This window comes from Natronospirillum sp., assembly GCF_022565775.1.
Lineage (GTDB): Bacteria > Pseudomonadota > Gammaproteobacteria > Pseudomonadales > Natronospirillaceae > Natronospirillum.
In genome coordinates this window covers 15,123-27,618 of the sequence record NZ_JAIUMC010000040.1, presented here as the reverse complement: position 1 = coordinate 27,618, position 12,496 = coordinate 15,123, and the positions used below count along the sequence as shown (strand labels likewise).

Genomic DNA, 12,496 nt, shown 5'->3' with positions numbered 1-12,496 from the left:
ACAAAACAGTGGCTACACAAGTGGCCGCGTTTGGAAATCGTTCTGTAGCAACGCATAGGGAAGAGGTTCATGAAGAGAAGCGCCAGAAAGGAAGATATTGAATCGGTCTTTTCCATATACATGGATAAATCTGTTAACCCATATCTCGGCTATGAGCCGATGGAGATGAACCAGTTTACCGACATTTATTCGGAGTTGCTGAATAGCAAAACGTTCTATGTGTATGAAATAGAAAACAGCATTGCTGGCTTCTACAAGGCAGATCGCTATCCGGGCAGAGCCAGCCATGTTGCCTACATAGGTACGTTCGCGGTGGCACCAAAACATCACGGAACAGGTATAGCGAGGGAGATTCTTGAAAATGAGATAACTGAGCTACGCAACGAAGGCATACTAAGGATTGAAATCATTGTGGAAAGCGACAACGACAAAGCTATTCGCTTTTACAAAAAGATGGGTTTTGAGCATGAAGGCACACTCCGCAAGTTCTACAAGCGCTCATCTTCACCCGACTACATTGATGATTACCTGATGGCATTGGTGTTTTAGGCTGGACTTCCTCCCGTAATCAATGGGACCAGGGTCATTGGTGCGCCTCGGCGCCGCAAGGCCATTCTCATCGTTTGATATCGCGGTAGAAATTTTCGTGTGAGCCCAGAGCCATCAGCTCAAGTACCAGAGCGCCATCATCGAAACTGTAGCCCAGCAGAGTCAGTTGCTTGTTCATTTTGAACTTGTGGACTCGCAGAAAGGCCAGATCCCCTTTCTTTTGTTCTCCGATACTGGGGTCGGCCATTAGCTCCTTGATGGCCAAATCAAGGTCCTTTTTCTGGTTGGGCTTAAGCTTCTTCACCGCTTTCTTGAATGTTGGGGTTTGTAATACGGTTGTGGCCTTAACCAAAATCGTAGGCCTCCAGCTTTCCGGCATCCCGTTCTGCCTGTGCGATAATGGCCTGCCTCACAAACTCGTAGGGTAAATCGGGGTTGTCTTCCATCATCTCGCCGATTTTCGCCCAATGTTCTATTTGCTTGGGCGGGGTTCGATTAAGCGCCTTGGCTATAATAGTAGCCCTTTCAACAAGCTTTTGATCCAAGCGAATACTGTTCGTAGCCATCTTCATCTCCTACTTTGGGCCGTCTCAATTGTAGCAAGATGCCACATTTGAGACAAATTGCTGCAAGTCGCTGTTGTCGGACTATTTTCCGCTGGCGATACAAATTAGCCGCAAAGTGCGGTGCCTAGTGTCCCGAGTGGTTAATTCGGGACACTTCAGTAGTGATACCTTAGCTGGGCGATAAGCAAAGCGTCATCCGCGACCTTGTAAACCATTCGGTGCTCATCGTTGATTCGCCGCGACCAGTAACCGGCGAGACTGTGTTTGAGAGGCTCGGGTTTACCCACACCTGCAAACGGTTCTCGCTTGGTTTCCTTGATCAGCTTGTTGATTCGGTTGAGGATCTTTTTTTCAGTTTTCTGCCAGTACAGATAGTCTTCCCAGGCATTCTCGGAGAAGATGAGTTTCATTTAGGAAGTTCCTTTTCCTGGCCTCCGCCTTGCTCGAGCTCGGCAACGGATTCCAGCAATCGACGGGCGTTTTTTGGTGCGCGCAGGAGGTAGGCAGTCTCTTGCAACGCCTCGTAGTCCTCAAGGGAAATCATCACCACGGACTGTGCTTTGCTGCGGGTGATGATCACAGGAGAATGGTCTTCACAGACCTGCTCCATGGTTTTTGCTAGATTGGTTCTGGCGGCTGTGTAGCTGATGGCATCCATCAGGCTGCTCCTGTACAGGATGTTGTTCATGTTCATAATATCGTACGCTAGAGGACTTAACAATCGGCTGCGCGGCTACCTATGTTCCGCGGCTTCGCAGCGCCAAACCGGAGCGTGAAACGGAAGTTATGCATTTGAGGCAAGTGGTTCGCGAACACATCGGGAGTTTGCAACATGATAGGAGATAGCAATGTCATCCAATAAAGTCAGGCTGGTGGTTACCCAGATCGCCCAGGAAGGCAAGGCCGAGCAGCTCGGTGACCTTTTGCGAGGGCTCATCGCACCGACTCGACAAGAGTCGGGATGCCTGCGTTACGAGCTGTGGCAAAATGAGGACAATAAGCACGAGTTCCGCTTTATCGAAGAGTGGGAATCATCCGAAGCTCTGGATGCTCATTTGGAAAAACCCTACATCAAAAACGCCCTGAGTCAGTTGCCGGGACTGTTGGCAGAGAAGCCGGACTTTCGCAAATATCAAACTGTGGAATAGCCATTCAAAGGAGCGGCAACCAACTATGGCGGTCGTGAACAGTCCTATGCACATTCGACCCTTCGAGGAAAAAGACAGATCAGCCGTCATAAGGCTCTGGAAGGAGACCGGCCTGGTCGTGCCTCATAATGATCCTGACAAGGACATTGACCGCAAGCTGGAAGTGAACCCCGAACTCTTTCTGGTCGGTGAAGCAGGCGGCGAACTGGTCGCTACCGTGATGGGTGGCTATGAAGGCCACCGTGGCTGGATCAACTATCTCGCGGTAAAGCCAGGCCGTCAGAGAAGCGGGCACGGCCGATTGATGGCAGAGGCTGTGGAACGCCTTCTGGCGGCCAAAGGCTGCCCGAAGATCAACCTCCAGATCAGAGCCACGAACACGGACGTGATAGAGTTCTATACAGCCTTGGGCTACGGGAATGACAATGTTGTCGGCCTGGGAAAACGGTTGATTCAAGACCAGTAAGGTCATTAACAAAGCCCACCGGAGAAAGCATTGCTTTCGGGCAACGAACACCAGCATTGAACAGGTGCTATGAGCAAGCCAGTACACATCAGAAAAGCCAAACCATCAGACGCAGACTCCCTGGCCACTCTGTGCATCACCGTTTGGATCGATACCTATTGCATGGAAGGCATTGAAGCGCCCCTTGCGAGCTACGTTCTGTCGGAGTACTCCGCAGATAGCCTGAAGAAAAGAGTATCGGAAAAAACCGTGTTGGTAGCCGAATCAAAAGCGTCACTGCTTGGCCTGGCGGTCCTTGATGATGGGACCGGGGAAATCGAGACGCTTTATGTACTCCCGCGATTCAAGGGTTTGGGCGTTGGCCGCTTGTTGGTAGAAGAGCTGAAGAACCACTCGTCATCTCCACTTTTCCTGACGTGCTGGGAAGGCAATCAAGCGGCACTTCGTTTCTATGATAGATTGGGTTTTGTCGAAACGGGTGAAACCTGTTTTGAGCTGGATGGTAAAAAGCACAGGAACATCAGATTGCAGACTGGTTAATGTTAGAGGTGTCAGGCACAGAAATGCAGGTTTCGCTCAGACCCGCCACCATCGAAGACTCAGCCGCGATTGCACGGCTTGTCGAGGAACTCGGCTATCCGGTGTCATCCCAAGACATGGAGACCCGCCTTGCGGCACTGATCAAGGAAGATCGATACCTCGTCATCGTCGCAACAGATCCTGGCGGTGACCTGCTCGGTCTGATCAACGCAGAAAGGCGCCTCACCATCGAGTCTGGTATTTCTTTCGAGATCACCGGGCTGGTTGTTTCTTCAAGCGCCCGGTGTGCTGGAGTTGGCGGTGCCCTCGTTGCTGCTGCCGAGACATGGGCTCGGTCTCATGGCGCATCCATGATGCGGGTCCGATCCAATGTCCTACGCCCAGAGGCTCACTCGTTCTATGCGGGCCGCGGGTATGATCTGCTTAAGACACAGCACTGCTACACCAAGTCTTTGCAGACCAAACCGGAGGTGTGAGCCGTACCCGGCACTATCCGGGTCATGTAGCATAGTCGCGTTCAGCCCACACTCCACTTCTTTCCGGTGCAATTTACTCAGAGCAGGTTTTGATGATCCAGATTGATACAGGAAGGACGACGTTGCGGCTGCTGTCTTCGGACTACTCGAAGAGCCTGCTGCAGTACCGTCTGAGAAACCGTGAGCACCTCGCACCCTGGGAGCCGTTGCGGGACAGCGCCTACTATGAAGAAGCGGCGTGCAAGAAAGCCCTGGATGAGGGTTTCGAGGAGTTCACACAGGGGAGATCCATTCGCCTGTGGGGAGTGGACAACAAAACCTCCGAACTGGTCGGCTGCTGTAATTTTACCAACATTGTCCGTGGGCCTTTTCAGGCATGTTACCTGGGGTTCTCGGTAGACTCAGCCTATCAAGGAAAAGGCTACATGCGGGAAATGCTCGAAGCGGCTCTGGATTACGTTTTCGAAACTGCGGAGCTGCATCGGGTAATGGCGAACCATATGCCCTCCAACACCCGCAGTGCTCGGCTGCTGGAAAAGCTGGGCTTTGAGCGGGAAGGGTTTGCAAGGTCGTATCTCAAGATCAATGGTCGGTGGGAGGATCATGTGTTGACGGCCAAGACCAACCCGGCCGAGAGTGTATAGCAATCACGTCAATTGGCTGCGCCTAGTGTGTCGCTTCTTGACAGCACCTGTTAACAGGTGCTATTGATAGCACCAAGTCAATGCATGGGTGATCGCAATGCAGGTGAAATTTTCCGAGGATGTCATTCCTCTGTCAGATCTGAAAATCAATCCCGGCAAGGTGGTTGGTCGCGCGCAGGATACGCATCGCCCCATACTGCTTACCAGTCGTGGCCGCGGCGTAGCGGTAGTGCAGGGGCTTGAGGATTATGAAAAAACCGCTGAGGAATTGCGGTTTGTAAAAGCGGTGGCGCAGGGGCTTATGGATGTTCGAGAGGGCAATACCGTATCGCTGGAGGATGCCAAGGCAACACTGGGTATCAAGTGAATGGAACTAAGGATCGCAAAGTCAGCCCTGGATGACTTGCAGGCCATTCAGGAGTACTACAAAGACCAGGATGTGCCGCAAATTGGTGACCAGTACGTGGCCGCTATTCTGACGCATTTTGAAATGCTTCAACCCCACCCTGATGCAGGTCGAGTAGTTCCTGAATTCAATCTGGATCATATTCGCGAATTGATCCACACGCCTTTTCGAGCTGTCTACCTCAGACAAGAAATAGAAGTTGTGCTTATAAGAGTCTGGCGAAGTGAGCGGCAACTCATATTACCCGACAACGAATCGCTCACAACACATAACCCCATTGGATTGAGGTAATGGCTATGGCCATTCCCAACACCACCGGCATGCAGCGCAAGCCTACGCATCCAGGTTAAATGCTGCGAGAGGACTTTTTGCCGGACTACAATCTGACCGTTTCAGGGCTGGCTGAGTCGGTTGGCGTCTCGCGTCAGTCAATCAATGAACTGTTGCGTGAACGACGTGCTGTCAGCCCCGAGATGGCGCTTCGGCTGGCACGTTTATTTGGCAATTCTCCGGAATTTTGGCTGAATGCACAACGTGCTGTTGATCTTTGGGAGGCGGCACAATCGGTCAAGGACGAGGTTGATCGGATCAAGCCGCTGGATGCTGCATAACCACAGCCAAGTTCTCTCTAGGCACAGGCAATAGTGTTGCCAGCCCACAGCGCAATTGAATCATCTGTGAAACTTGCTAGTGTCACACCTTTAATCAATCAAGGAAGAGGCGGGTGCAATGTCTGAAAAAGAAGCAGCTCAATCCAAGGTTCCGGAAAACCCACATCGTGGTGTTGAAACCACTCGTGTCTTCAAGCTGGCCGGCGGAGAGATCTCGGCCCGGGTCGTGGCCGATTGGCTCGATATCCACGAGAAAAACAAGCCCAAGGCCCGTATGTTTCATACGGCCTACCTCGCCGAAGAGGCTGACCCCGATCGGCCCGTGGTGTTCTGCATCAATGGCGGTCCGGGCGCTTCGTCGGTGTTCCTGCATTTTGCCTGTGCCGGCCCCATGGCCGTACCCCGGGATGCGAATGGCCAGTTCGACGGCGCCAATCGTTCATTGTTGGGCAACCCCGACAGTTGGCTATCGTTTGCCGACCTGGTGTTCATCGACCCGATCGGGACCGGTTTCAGCCATCTGATCGAAGCCGAACCGAAGGAGAACGAAGACAAGACCAAGCCCAAGTCGGAAGACGCCGACACGAACCCCTACTGGGCGACCGGCAAAGACCTGGATTCCATCGGCCAGTTCATGCGTCGTTTCATGCGCCAGCACAAGCTGTGGCGCCGCCCACTTTATTTTGCCGGAGAGAGTTACGGCGGTTATCGTACCTGCCGGATGGCCAAGCGGCTGCACAGGGACTATGGCCTGGGCACAGCGGGCGTCATCAGCATTTCTCCGATCTGGCAGTTCCGCGACACCTCAAGTTCCGACAACAGCACCAGCCAGTGGGTGAATCAGTTGCCAACCTATGCCGCAATCGCCCATGAGAACGGCATCGGACGGCATTTTGCCAAAGATGCTGACATGGCCACCGTGCTGGAGGAAGCCGAACAATTCAGTATCAGCGACTTCGCCCAGGCTCTGGTGGCCGGGCGACTGATGCCCGCCAAGCAAAGTGAGACCATCTGGAACACAGTGGCCGACATGATGGGCCTGGATCGCGACTTTGTCAGCTCGGCCAGCGGCCGCATCATGATGCATGACTATGGCCGCATGGTGCGCAAGGAACATGGCGAGATCGTCGACCTTTACGATGGCAGCCAGTACAGCCTCGACCCCTTCCCGCACCGGACCAGCAATGGCGAGGCGATTGAAAACGCCCTGTTCCACTTCTTCCACATCTTCCAGAACGCTTTGCACCAGTGGTACTTCGAGGAGCTCGGGGTGGAGACGCCACTCGAATACACCCTGCTGAATTTCGATGCCTTCAAGCAATGGAAGAATGACGAAAAAGAACTCGACATGTTCGAGCTGCCTTCGTCGGTAGAAGATTTCCGCATCGGCATGGCTGGAAACCCCAATATGCGGGCCATGATCGTGCATGGTCGCTTCGACATGGTGACACCCTACTTCGCCTCCAAACGCATCCTGAACCAGGTGAATATGGACGCGCGGGTGCGCGAGCGCATCGAAGAGCGCCTGTACGAAGGCGGCCACATGTTCTATTCATGGCCGCATGTGAATGCCGAGTTCGCGCAGGATGTAGCGGAATTTGTCAGTGATGGCGAACGCTGACAAGCGCGAGGAGCATAGCCAGACTATGCTCCCGCATTGCTCAGCCTTGGCAGGCCGAGCTCAGTATAGCGTGACCTTGTCTGCCATCATGCTGTAGCCGGCGGTGCCCAGGCCATCGGCGACATGAGTGGCGACGTCAAAAGCGCCTTCGATGATCACCGGTTCATACAGGCTTGGCAGTTCGAAACCCTGCTCGTATTCCACATAGACCATCTGGTTGGCCGGTGGTGGCGGGGTATGGATACAGGCGCCGAAGTAGGGCACCAGCAGGAAGCTGTAGACCTTGTTGCCATCAAACTCGATGGGCACGGCAAAGCCCGGCAGGCGGCCTTTTACGCCATCCAGTTCCATCGAGGAAGGCACATCCGCCAGCAGTTCTTTCAGGTCGGCGTAGAGGCGCTGCGCTTCCGGATCATTGTCATCCAGTTCGGCAATGTTGTAGTCCTCGAGATTGAGCTCGTCCAGCCAGGGTTCGAAACTGAAGTTCGGCGGCAGCAGCTCGTCCCAGTCCATCTCAACATAGCCGTCTTCACCGGCCTCGCGGCTGCGCTCGGTAACCGGTGCGGCGATTTGCGGGGCCTCGGTACCGATCTCGGGCTCTGCATCCATTTCATCGGCAGAGAGCTCGGAAGTCAGGTTGCCATTGCCGGTACCTGAGCCGCCCTGCCCGGTCGGATCCATGGCGGACCCGGGCGGGCCATTGTCGGAGCAGGCTGCCAATACCAAGGCACTGGACAGCAGCAACGACAGGGGCAAGCCTCGATACAATGTCGGCTTTTGGCTGACGCTCTGTGTTTCCATCGTTCTTTCACCTCTGCCGTCTTGTGACAGCACGCATCGAATTCAGTTCAAGTACATTCTGTAAAATTGTCGACCAGTCGGGTCATCAGTTCGCGGTAATGATCCGGGCCTGGCTCTATATCGGCACCCAGGGCGTCGAGTCGGCGGATCTCCAACCCGAAGCCGGATCCGATAGCCTGTACGAGTCGATCCGGATACTGGACCTCGGCAAACAGGCAACCGACGGCTTCACCGGCCATTGCCTGGCGCATCTCATTGACCGTGCGCAGGCCCGGCAACTGTTCCGGGTTCAGGGTCACGGCCCCGGCGAAGGGAATGCCAAAGCGACGGTCGAAATACTGATAACCGTCATGGAATACCACATAAGGCCGGATATCAGCCTCGGCCAGTCGGGCTTCCCAGTCCGCCACATCCTCTTCCAATGCTGCCACTGCCTGCTCGGCATTGGCCTGGTAGGTGTCAGCGTGCTCCGGGTCCAGCTCGCTGAGTCGAGTTGCGATATACCCGAAAGCCTTGCGGGCATTGTCCGGGTCCAGCCACAGGTGCGGGTCTGCCCCACTGCGGTGTGCATTGGCGGGTGCATCACCCCCCGGGAAATCAATGTCCGGCATATGGTCGTCATCGTCGTCCTGCGGCGTGGCAAACAGGGTGCCGGCTTCCCGAAACTCATGCAGTACCAGATCGACATCACTGTCGGTCATTGTCCAGCGGCGCTCTGCGTCAATTCTGCTCACCAGTGGCTGCAGTCCGGCTTCCAGTTGGGGCCCGGCCCAGACCACCCAGTCGGCCTCTTCCACCAAACGGCGCTGCGAAGGCCGCAGCAGCGCATTGTGCGGATCCACCTGAGCTGAGAGCAACAGTTCCGGCGCCCAGAGGTCACCACTGACCTGACTGACCCAACTGTGTATCGGGGCAATACTGACCGACACCTTTGGAAAATCCTGACCCTCGGCCCAACTGACAGGCGGCGCCAGCAAGGCAGCCAGCACAACCAGACAAGCGCGCTTCCAGCCGGCTGGAAAAGCAGCGGTGTCGGGCGTTGCGTACTGACCAGTCCCTGGTAGGCGGTATCTGAACTTCATGAGTGAGACTTCAATATGGGCAATGTGCACTGGAGTGTCGGATGTAGAGTTATAACGTAACACTGTCGAGGCAATGTAATGCCTTGACGGTCTGTTGTCGAATCAGTTTTGGCACTGCTTACAAACACCGCGAATTTCCACGGTGGCGTGCTTGACGGAGAAGTCCTGGGCGGCGGCATCTGCGGCAATTTTTTCCACCACATGATCCATGGTGACTTCAGTGACGCCACCACACTCCTGGCAGACCAGAAAGGCCGAATCATGGTGATGGGGAAAGTCGTCGCACACCACAAAGGCGTTGCGTGAATCGATCCGATGGATCAAACCCATGCGCTGCAGGAATTCGAGCGCCCGGTAAATGGTGGGCGGTTTGGCGTGTGGCATGGCCTGCTGCAGGCGCTCCAGCAACTGGTAGGCCGTCAGTGCCTGATCCTGCTCTGCGAGGATTTCGAATACGGCACGCCGCGTCGGAGTGAACTTTTCTCCACGCTGGGCGCACCAGGCAGATGCCTGGGCTAAATCGGCCATTTCAATCCACTGCTCCCATTCACCTTTTCCGGTGCCCTATTATGGCACAGTCCGGGTTGTGAATCAGGTAGGATCGATTATCCCTGCTGCGAGCATATGCAACGCCGACAGGGACGGCACAAAGAAGTAGTCACCGCCGCGGGTTTCCACGAACCGGGGGATGCCGGCACAGAAATGGGGAGGCTCCCGACCTTCGGTGGTGTCGCCGCCCGGCACCTTGAAATGGCCGCCCGGCTGCCCGGCAGGGTCTTCCCGGCCTGTGGGCTGATTGCCGACAAGTGGGTCGCGTTCATTGCCCAGGCGGAAGTCGTTGCCGTAGTTCATCCATTCCTGCTGCACAAACTCGAACTGCCGTTTGATGCTGGCCCCGAGCACCATCAGGATAATACCGTGATCGCCGTCATCGGTGGTGTCCGGCGGGCTGCTGCCATAAGGCAGACCGCGGCGCAGCAAGCGCCGCCGGTCGGTCAGCGCTGCCGGTGAGTTGAAGGCGCCGTCCTGGCCGAACTCCAGAGCACCCCGCGGATTGGCTCGCCGAATGTGAGCGCCGACCGGACAACGTCCGCCCGGTATGTCGGCCGCATAATTGAAGGCCTTCATGCGCTGACGCAAGCGGGCGTACTCGTCCTCGAGGCGCAGTTTTTCGGCATGGGAGTTGTCTGGGTTGCGGCGCGCTTCACGCACTTTTTCCAGCTCGGCCATAAAGGCATCCGCTTCGACCTCGGTGGGAAACTCGGTCAGTGGCGCTCCATTGTCCCAGCGCCCGGCCATCTTGGCGGCCATCTTGCGCGGCCCGCCGGGAAACTGCTGACCGGCCTCGTCCAGGTAGCGTCGCCAGCTCGCCACGTTCTGATGCAGTTTTCGATACACCATGAAGGTGCCGTTGCGGGTCAGGGTGCCGGGCAGCACCGCCAGGGGGTATTCGTCGGCCTCGTCGCGATAGCCCAGCACAAATTCACCGGTCGCCAGCGGTTCCCAGCCGGAGGCATCGCCGGGTTCACCCCGGGTAGGCTTGCCTTCGCCAATGACGTGATTGGCCGGCTGGCCACAGCCTTCGAAATAGGGGTCGGAAATGCCATCGACAAACCCGAAATGCTCCTTGGGCACCACACGCCCGTTCTCGCGCAGTGCACCGGCGCTCTGAAAGGGCGACTCGTCGCCATGGTCGTCCCGATGGCCGCACAGCAGAACCAGGCCGGGGCTGTAGGCGCCCAGCCGGGCGACCATGTCGGCATAGCCCTGCTCCAGCAGTATCTCGTTACGCGCATTGATCGACAGCCACAGGTGCACGTCTCCCTGGTGCCACACCGGGTCCCAGTGCTCGGGGGCAGAGGGCCCGTCATCGCCGAGGATGTCGCAGCGCGCCCGCATACCCAGGCGGAACTCGTCCGGAAACTCATTCAGCGATTTTTCCGGCACGCCGATCGCCTGAAGGCCCGCCGCGGTAAACGCCAGATTGAGTGTCCAGTCGGGCAGCGGAGGATGGTCCGCCTGAGCCTGACGATCAGGCCAGGGAGCGCCCGTGGTGACCAACGGGATAATGGATTCCAGCCAGCGGCGCGCCTGATCCGCCTGTTTGATCTGCAGAAACAGATAGCGGGCAACCGGGTAGCCATAGCGGCCATAGGGTTTGACCAGGTTGCCCTGGACATCGTTCAGATCAATCCTTGTCATCGGATTCTCCCTGTTCACGCTGGAAACGCAGTGCCTCGGCCAGAGTCGCGGCCCCCGGCTGCCAGGTCGGTGCGGTCAGGTTCGCTGGCTCATGCTTCTGCACCCACTGCAAGAACGCCTGATGCAGCGCTTCATCGGAAGCCCCCTGATGTTCGATCGCAAAGTGGGTCAGCATCTGGCGCAAATAGAGCGCCTTCAGTTGCGCCAGCAAGGGGTCATCATTGGACCCATTGAAAAAGTAGCCGGTAGGCACGCGGCAGCGCTCCAGATAGCGCTGCCAGTCTTCCGCTGTTCGCACATCCGCAAAACCCCAGGCATGGCAATACAACTGTTCTAGGGTCGAGTGCGCCTGTTGCCAGAGATTGCGCAGCCAGCGATCGGTAGGCCCGTAAAACTGCACCAGCAACGCCAGGTAGCGGTTCTCCAGATGGTCTTCTTTCGCCGGGCCACCCTGATACCGGACATCATCCAACAGAAACCAGCGGGCCAGATAGGTGTCGGGCACTCGGGCAAACGGACTCTGCGTATGCAGGGGGAGCGTCTGCAGCAAACGCCGCAGGCGATAGGCATAGCTCTCGCCGGCCTCGGTGACGCCCTCTCGAATCGGGGTCAGGGCAATCAAGGACCGGGCATTGCCGGACCGGTTGCTCATTGGGCGTCCTCCGCGTCCTGTTCGCGACGCCGTCGCTCAGCTACTGCCTTATGGGCCAGAGATACCACCGGGCTTTCGGCAACCAGCCCCAGATCATCCTGATGGCTGGCCAGCAGGCCCCGATAGCGGCGGCCGAACTCTTCCGCGCTCAGTCGGCCTGCACTGTCGGCCAGCGTCAGCAAATCCGGCATGAGCCGGCAGGCCGCCTTGACGTCATTGCTGGCCGCCAGCGGATAGGCGCTGTAATAGTGGTCGGTCCAGATCTGGTTGTGTTCGATATAGGCGTGAAACGGATTGCGCGGCACCGATTTGGGATAGCCCACATTGCCCAGCCACATCAGGTCGAGCCCGGCCGGGATAGCTGATGAAAAGGAGTCGACATACTGCTCCCAACTGCCGTTGAAGTTGCTGAAGAACAGATAATAGTTGTAGTGCAGTTGCTCACGGGGCTGCTCGTTATCGAGCCTGGGCCAGCGGTTGCGTGGCAGCACGGCCCAGCCGGCATAATGGATCAGGGACAAGGTTTGGAGGCCCAGCAACTTGCTGCGAAACAGCCAGGTGCCTGCCAACCAGTGAATCAGGCGGGTTATCACCATCTGGCCGCGCCGCAAGGGCGTGACCACGTTCATGGCATATGCTTTACCGGCAATATTGGACATGTTGCACTCCCTTGAAATCAGTGTTGCCAACCCTTGCCCGAGCCACTCTAGCAAACCCGAAAATCAGCACAAG

At 56.5% G+C, this 12,496-nt stretch carries 20 protein-coding genes; 10 read left to right on the top strand and 10 right to left on the bottom strand.

Translation table 11 applies throughout. The annotated features are described in order from the left end of the window. Positions 1-69: 69 nt before the first annotated feature. Positions 70-549 (top strand): GNAT family N-acetyltransferase, encoded by a 480-nt coding sequence (locus tag LAT62_RS09325; protein ID WP_293382434.1) that lies wholly within the window; start codon positions 70-72, stop codon positions 547-549. A gap of 67 nt (positions 550-616) precedes the next feature. Here LAT62_RS09325 and LAT62_RS09320 read toward each other — a convergent pair whose 3' ends face one another. The 4 genes from LAT62_RS09320 to LAT62_RS09305 all read right to left on the bottom strand — a co-directional run bounded on the left by LAT62_RS09320 (position 617) and on the right by LAT62_RS09305 (position 1,773). Then, positions 617-901, bottom strand: coding sequence for a type II toxin-antitoxin system RelE/ParE family toxin (locus LAT62_RS09320; RefSeq protein WP_293382431.1), 285 nt, complete (start codon positions 899-901; stop codon positions 617-619). Further along, positions 894-1,115 carry a hypothetical protein gene (locus tag LAT62_RS09315; protein ID WP_293382428.1) on the bottom strand — a complete coding sequence of 74 codons (222 nt, stop codon included), beginning with the start codon at positions 1,113-1,115 and terminating at the stop codon, positions 894-896. The genes LAT62_RS09320 and LAT62_RS09315 overlap by 8 nt, the downstream gene beginning before the upstream one ends. A 155-nt stretch (positions 1,116-1,270) precedes the next feature. Then, positions 1,271-1,525: a Txe/YoeB family addiction module toxin gene (locus LAT62_RS09310; protein ID WP_293382425.1), complete on the bottom strand. Its 255-nt coding sequence runs from the start codon at positions 1,523-1,525 to the stop codon at positions 1,271-1,273. Next, entirely contained in the window at positions 1,522-1,773 is a 252-nt protein-coding gene (locus LAT62_RS09305; protein ID WP_293382422.1) for a type II toxin-antitoxin system Phd/YefM family antitoxin, read from the bottom strand. The genes LAT62_RS09310 and LAT62_RS09305 overlap by 4 nt, the downstream gene beginning before the upstream one ends. Positions 1,774-1,963: 190 nt before the next feature. Here LAT62_RS09305 and LAT62_RS09300 point away from each other — a divergent pair, with 190 nt between their 5' ends. The 9 genes from LAT62_RS09300 (at position 1,964) to LAT62_RS09260 (ending at position 7,027) form a co-directional block, all read left to right on the top strand. Further along, entirely contained in the window at positions 1,964-2,263 is a 300-nt protein-coding gene (locus tag LAT62_RS09300; protein WP_293382419.1) for a putative quinol monooxygenase, read from the top strand. A 46-nt stretch (positions 2,264-2,309) separates the two neighbouring features. After that, complete coding sequence (locus LAT62_RS09295) at positions 2,310-2,729, top strand: GNAT family acetyltransferase (RefSeq protein WP_293382416.1); 420 nt, start codon at positions 2,310-2,312, stop codon at positions 2,727-2,729. Positions 2,730-2,798: 69 nt separating this feature from the next. Beyond that, complete coding sequence (locus LAT62_RS09290) at positions 2,799-3,269, top strand: GNAT family N-acetyltransferase (RefSeq protein ID WP_293382413.1); 471 nt, start codon at positions 2,799-2,801, stop codon at positions 3,267-3,269. A gap of 23 nt (positions 3,270-3,292) precedes the next feature. Beyond that, a complete protein-coding gene (locus LAT62_RS09285; protein ID WP_293382410.1) occupies positions 3,293-3,745 on the top strand; it encodes a GNAT family N-acetyltransferase in 453 nt (150 codons plus the stop codon). A 92-nt stretch (positions 3,746-3,837) separates the two neighbouring features. After that, positions 3,838-4,389, top strand: a complete 552-nt coding sequence (locus tag LAT62_RS09280; RefSeq protein ID WP_293382406.1) for a GNAT family N-acetyltransferase — start codon at positions 3,838-3,840, stop codon at positions 4,387-4,389. Positions 4,390-4,486: 97 nt separating this feature from the next. Continuing rightward, positions 4,487-4,756: a type II toxin-antitoxin system Phd/YefM family antitoxin gene (locus LAT62_RS09275; RefSeq protein ID WP_293382403.1), complete on the top strand. Its 270-nt coding sequence runs from the start codon at positions 4,487-4,489 to the stop codon at positions 4,754-4,756. Further along, positions 4,757-5,086: a type II toxin-antitoxin system RelE/ParE family toxin gene (locus LAT62_RS09270; RefSeq protein ID WP_293382400.1), complete on the top strand. Its 330-nt coding sequence runs from the start codon at positions 4,757-4,759 to the stop codon at positions 5,084-5,086. 59 nt (positions 5,087-5,145) lie between these two features. Next, the gene (locus LAT62_RS09265) at positions 5,146-5,406 is read left to right on the top strand and encodes a HigA family addiction module antitoxin (protein ID WP_293382397.1); all 261 of its coding nucleotides are present in this window, start codon (positions 5,146-5,148) and stop codon (positions 5,404-5,406) included. 118 nt (positions 5,407-5,524) lie between these two features. Beyond that, positions 5,525-7,027: a hypothetical protein gene (locus tag LAT62_RS09260; RefSeq protein WP_293382394.1), complete on the top strand. Its 1,503-nt coding sequence runs from the start codon at positions 5,525-5,527 to the stop codon at positions 7,025-7,027. 60 nt (positions 7,028-7,087) lie between these two features. Here LAT62_RS09260 and LAT62_RS09255 read toward each other — a convergent pair whose 3' ends face one another. The 6 genes from LAT62_RS09255 to LAT62_RS09230 form a co-directional block, all read right to left on the bottom strand. After that, entirely contained in the window at positions 7,088-7,828 is a 741-nt protein-coding gene (locus LAT62_RS09255; protein ID WP_293382391.1) for a DUF3299 domain-containing protein, read from the bottom strand. A gap of 47 nt (positions 7,829-7,875) precedes the next feature. Continuing rightward, positions 7,876-8,910, bottom strand: coding sequence for a zinc ABC transporter substrate-binding protein (locus LAT62_RS09250; RefSeq protein ID WP_293382388.1), 1,035 nt, complete (start codon positions 8,908-8,910; stop codon positions 7,876-7,878). Between the two features lie 102 nt (positions 8,911-9,012). After that, positions 9,013-9,438: a Fur family transcriptional regulator gene (locus tag LAT62_RS09245; protein WP_293382385.1), complete on the bottom strand. Its 426-nt coding sequence runs from the start codon at positions 9,436-9,438 to the stop codon at positions 9,013-9,015. Between the two features lie 63 nt (positions 9,439-9,501). Further along, positions 9,502-11,112: a hypothetical protein gene (locus tag LAT62_RS09240; protein WP_293382382.1), complete on the bottom strand. Its 1,611-nt coding sequence runs from the start codon at positions 11,110-11,112 to the stop codon at positions 9,502-9,504. Then, on the bottom strand, positions 11,099-11,764 hold the full coding sequence (locus tag LAT62_RS09235; protein ID WP_293382379.1) for a hypothetical protein: 666 nt from the start codon (positions 11,762-11,764) through the stop codon (positions 11,099-11,101). The genes LAT62_RS09240 and LAT62_RS09235 overlap by 14 nt, the downstream gene beginning before the upstream one ends. Next, positions 11,761-12,423, bottom strand: a complete 663-nt coding sequence (locus LAT62_RS09230; protein ID WP_293382376.1) for a hypothetical protein — start codon at positions 12,421-12,423, stop codon at positions 11,761-11,763. Before LAT62_RS09230 ends, LAT62_RS09235 begins: the two co-directional genes overlap by 4 nt. Positions 12,424-12,496: the final 73 nt, after the last annotated feature.

Excerpts from the sequence above, each read along its gene's own strand:
- LAT62_RS09325 (WP_293382434.1), top strand. The coding sequence starts at position 70 with ATGAAGAGAAGCGCCAGAAAGGAAGATATTGAATCGGTCTTTTCCATA.
- LAT62_RS09315 (WP_293382428.1), bottom strand. The coding sequence starts at position 1,115 with ATGGCTACGAACAGTATTCGCTTGGATCAAAAGCTTGTTGAAAGGGCT.
- LAT62_RS09310 (WP_293382425.1), bottom strand. The coding sequence starts at position 1,525 with ATGAAACTCATCTTCTCCGAGAATGCCTGGGAAGACTATCTGTACTGG.
- LAT62_RS09305 (WP_293382422.1), bottom strand. The coding sequence starts at position 1,773 with ATGGATGCCATCAGCTACACAGCCGCCAGAACCAATCTAGCAAAAACC.
- LAT62_RS09300 (WP_293382419.1), top strand. The coding sequence starts at position 1,964 with ATGTCATCCAATAAAGTCAGGCTGGTGGTTACCCAGATCGCCCAGGAA.
- LAT62_RS09295 (WP_293382416.1), top strand. The coding sequence starts at position 2,310 with ATGCACATTCGACCCTTCGAGGAAAAAGACAGATCAGCCGTCATAAGG.
- LAT62_RS09290 (WP_293382413.1), top strand. The coding sequence starts at position 2,799 with ATGAGCAAGCCAGTACACATCAGAAAAGCCAAACCATCAGACGCAGAC.
- LAT62_RS09285 (WP_293382410.1), top strand. The coding sequence starts at position 3,293 with ATGCAGGTTTCGCTCAGACCCGCCACCATCGAAGACTCAGCCGCGATT.
- LAT62_RS09280 (WP_293382406.1), top strand. The coding sequence starts at position 3,838 with ATGATCCAGATTGATACAGGAAGGACGACGTTGCGGCTGCTGTCTTCG.
- LAT62_RS09275 (WP_293382403.1), top strand. The coding sequence starts at position 4,487 with ATGCAGGTGAAATTTTCCGAGGATGTCATTCCTCTGTCAGATCTGAAA.
- LAT62_RS09270 (WP_293382400.1), top strand. The coding sequence starts at position 4,757 with ATGGAACTAAGGATCGCAAAGTCAGCCCTGGATGACTTGCAGGCCATT.
- LAT62_RS09265 (WP_293382397.1), top strand. The coding sequence starts at position 5,146 with ATGCTGCGAGAGGACTTTTTGCCGGACTACAATCTGACCGTTTCAGGG.
- LAT62_RS09260 (WP_293382394.1), top strand. The coding sequence starts at position 5,525 with ATGTCTGAAAAAGAAGCAGCTCAATCCAAGGTTCCGGAAAACCCACAT.
- LAT62_RS09255 (WP_293382391.1), bottom strand. The coding sequence starts at position 7,828 with ATGGAAACACAGAGCGTCAGCCAAAAGCCGACATTGTATCGAGGCTTG.
- LAT62_RS09250 (WP_293382388.1), bottom strand. The coding sequence starts at position 8,910 with ATGAAGTTCAGATACCGCCTACCAGGGACTGGTCAGTACGCAACGCCC.
- LAT62_RS09245 (WP_293382385.1), bottom strand. The coding sequence starts at position 9,438 with ATGGCCGATTTAGCCCAGGCATCTGCCTGGTGCGCCCAGCGTGGAGAA.
- LAT62_RS09240 (WP_293382382.1), bottom strand. The coding sequence starts at position 11,112 with ATGACAAGGATTGATCTGAACGATGTCCAGGGCAACCTGGTCAAACCC.
- LAT62_RS09235 (WP_293382379.1), bottom strand. The coding sequence starts at position 11,764 with ATGAGCAACCGGTCCGGCAATGCCCGGTCCTTGATTGCCCTGACCCCG.
- LAT62_RS09230 (WP_293382376.1), bottom strand. The coding sequence starts at position 12,423 with ATGTCCAATATTGCCGGTAAAGCATATGCCATGAACGTGGTCACGCCC.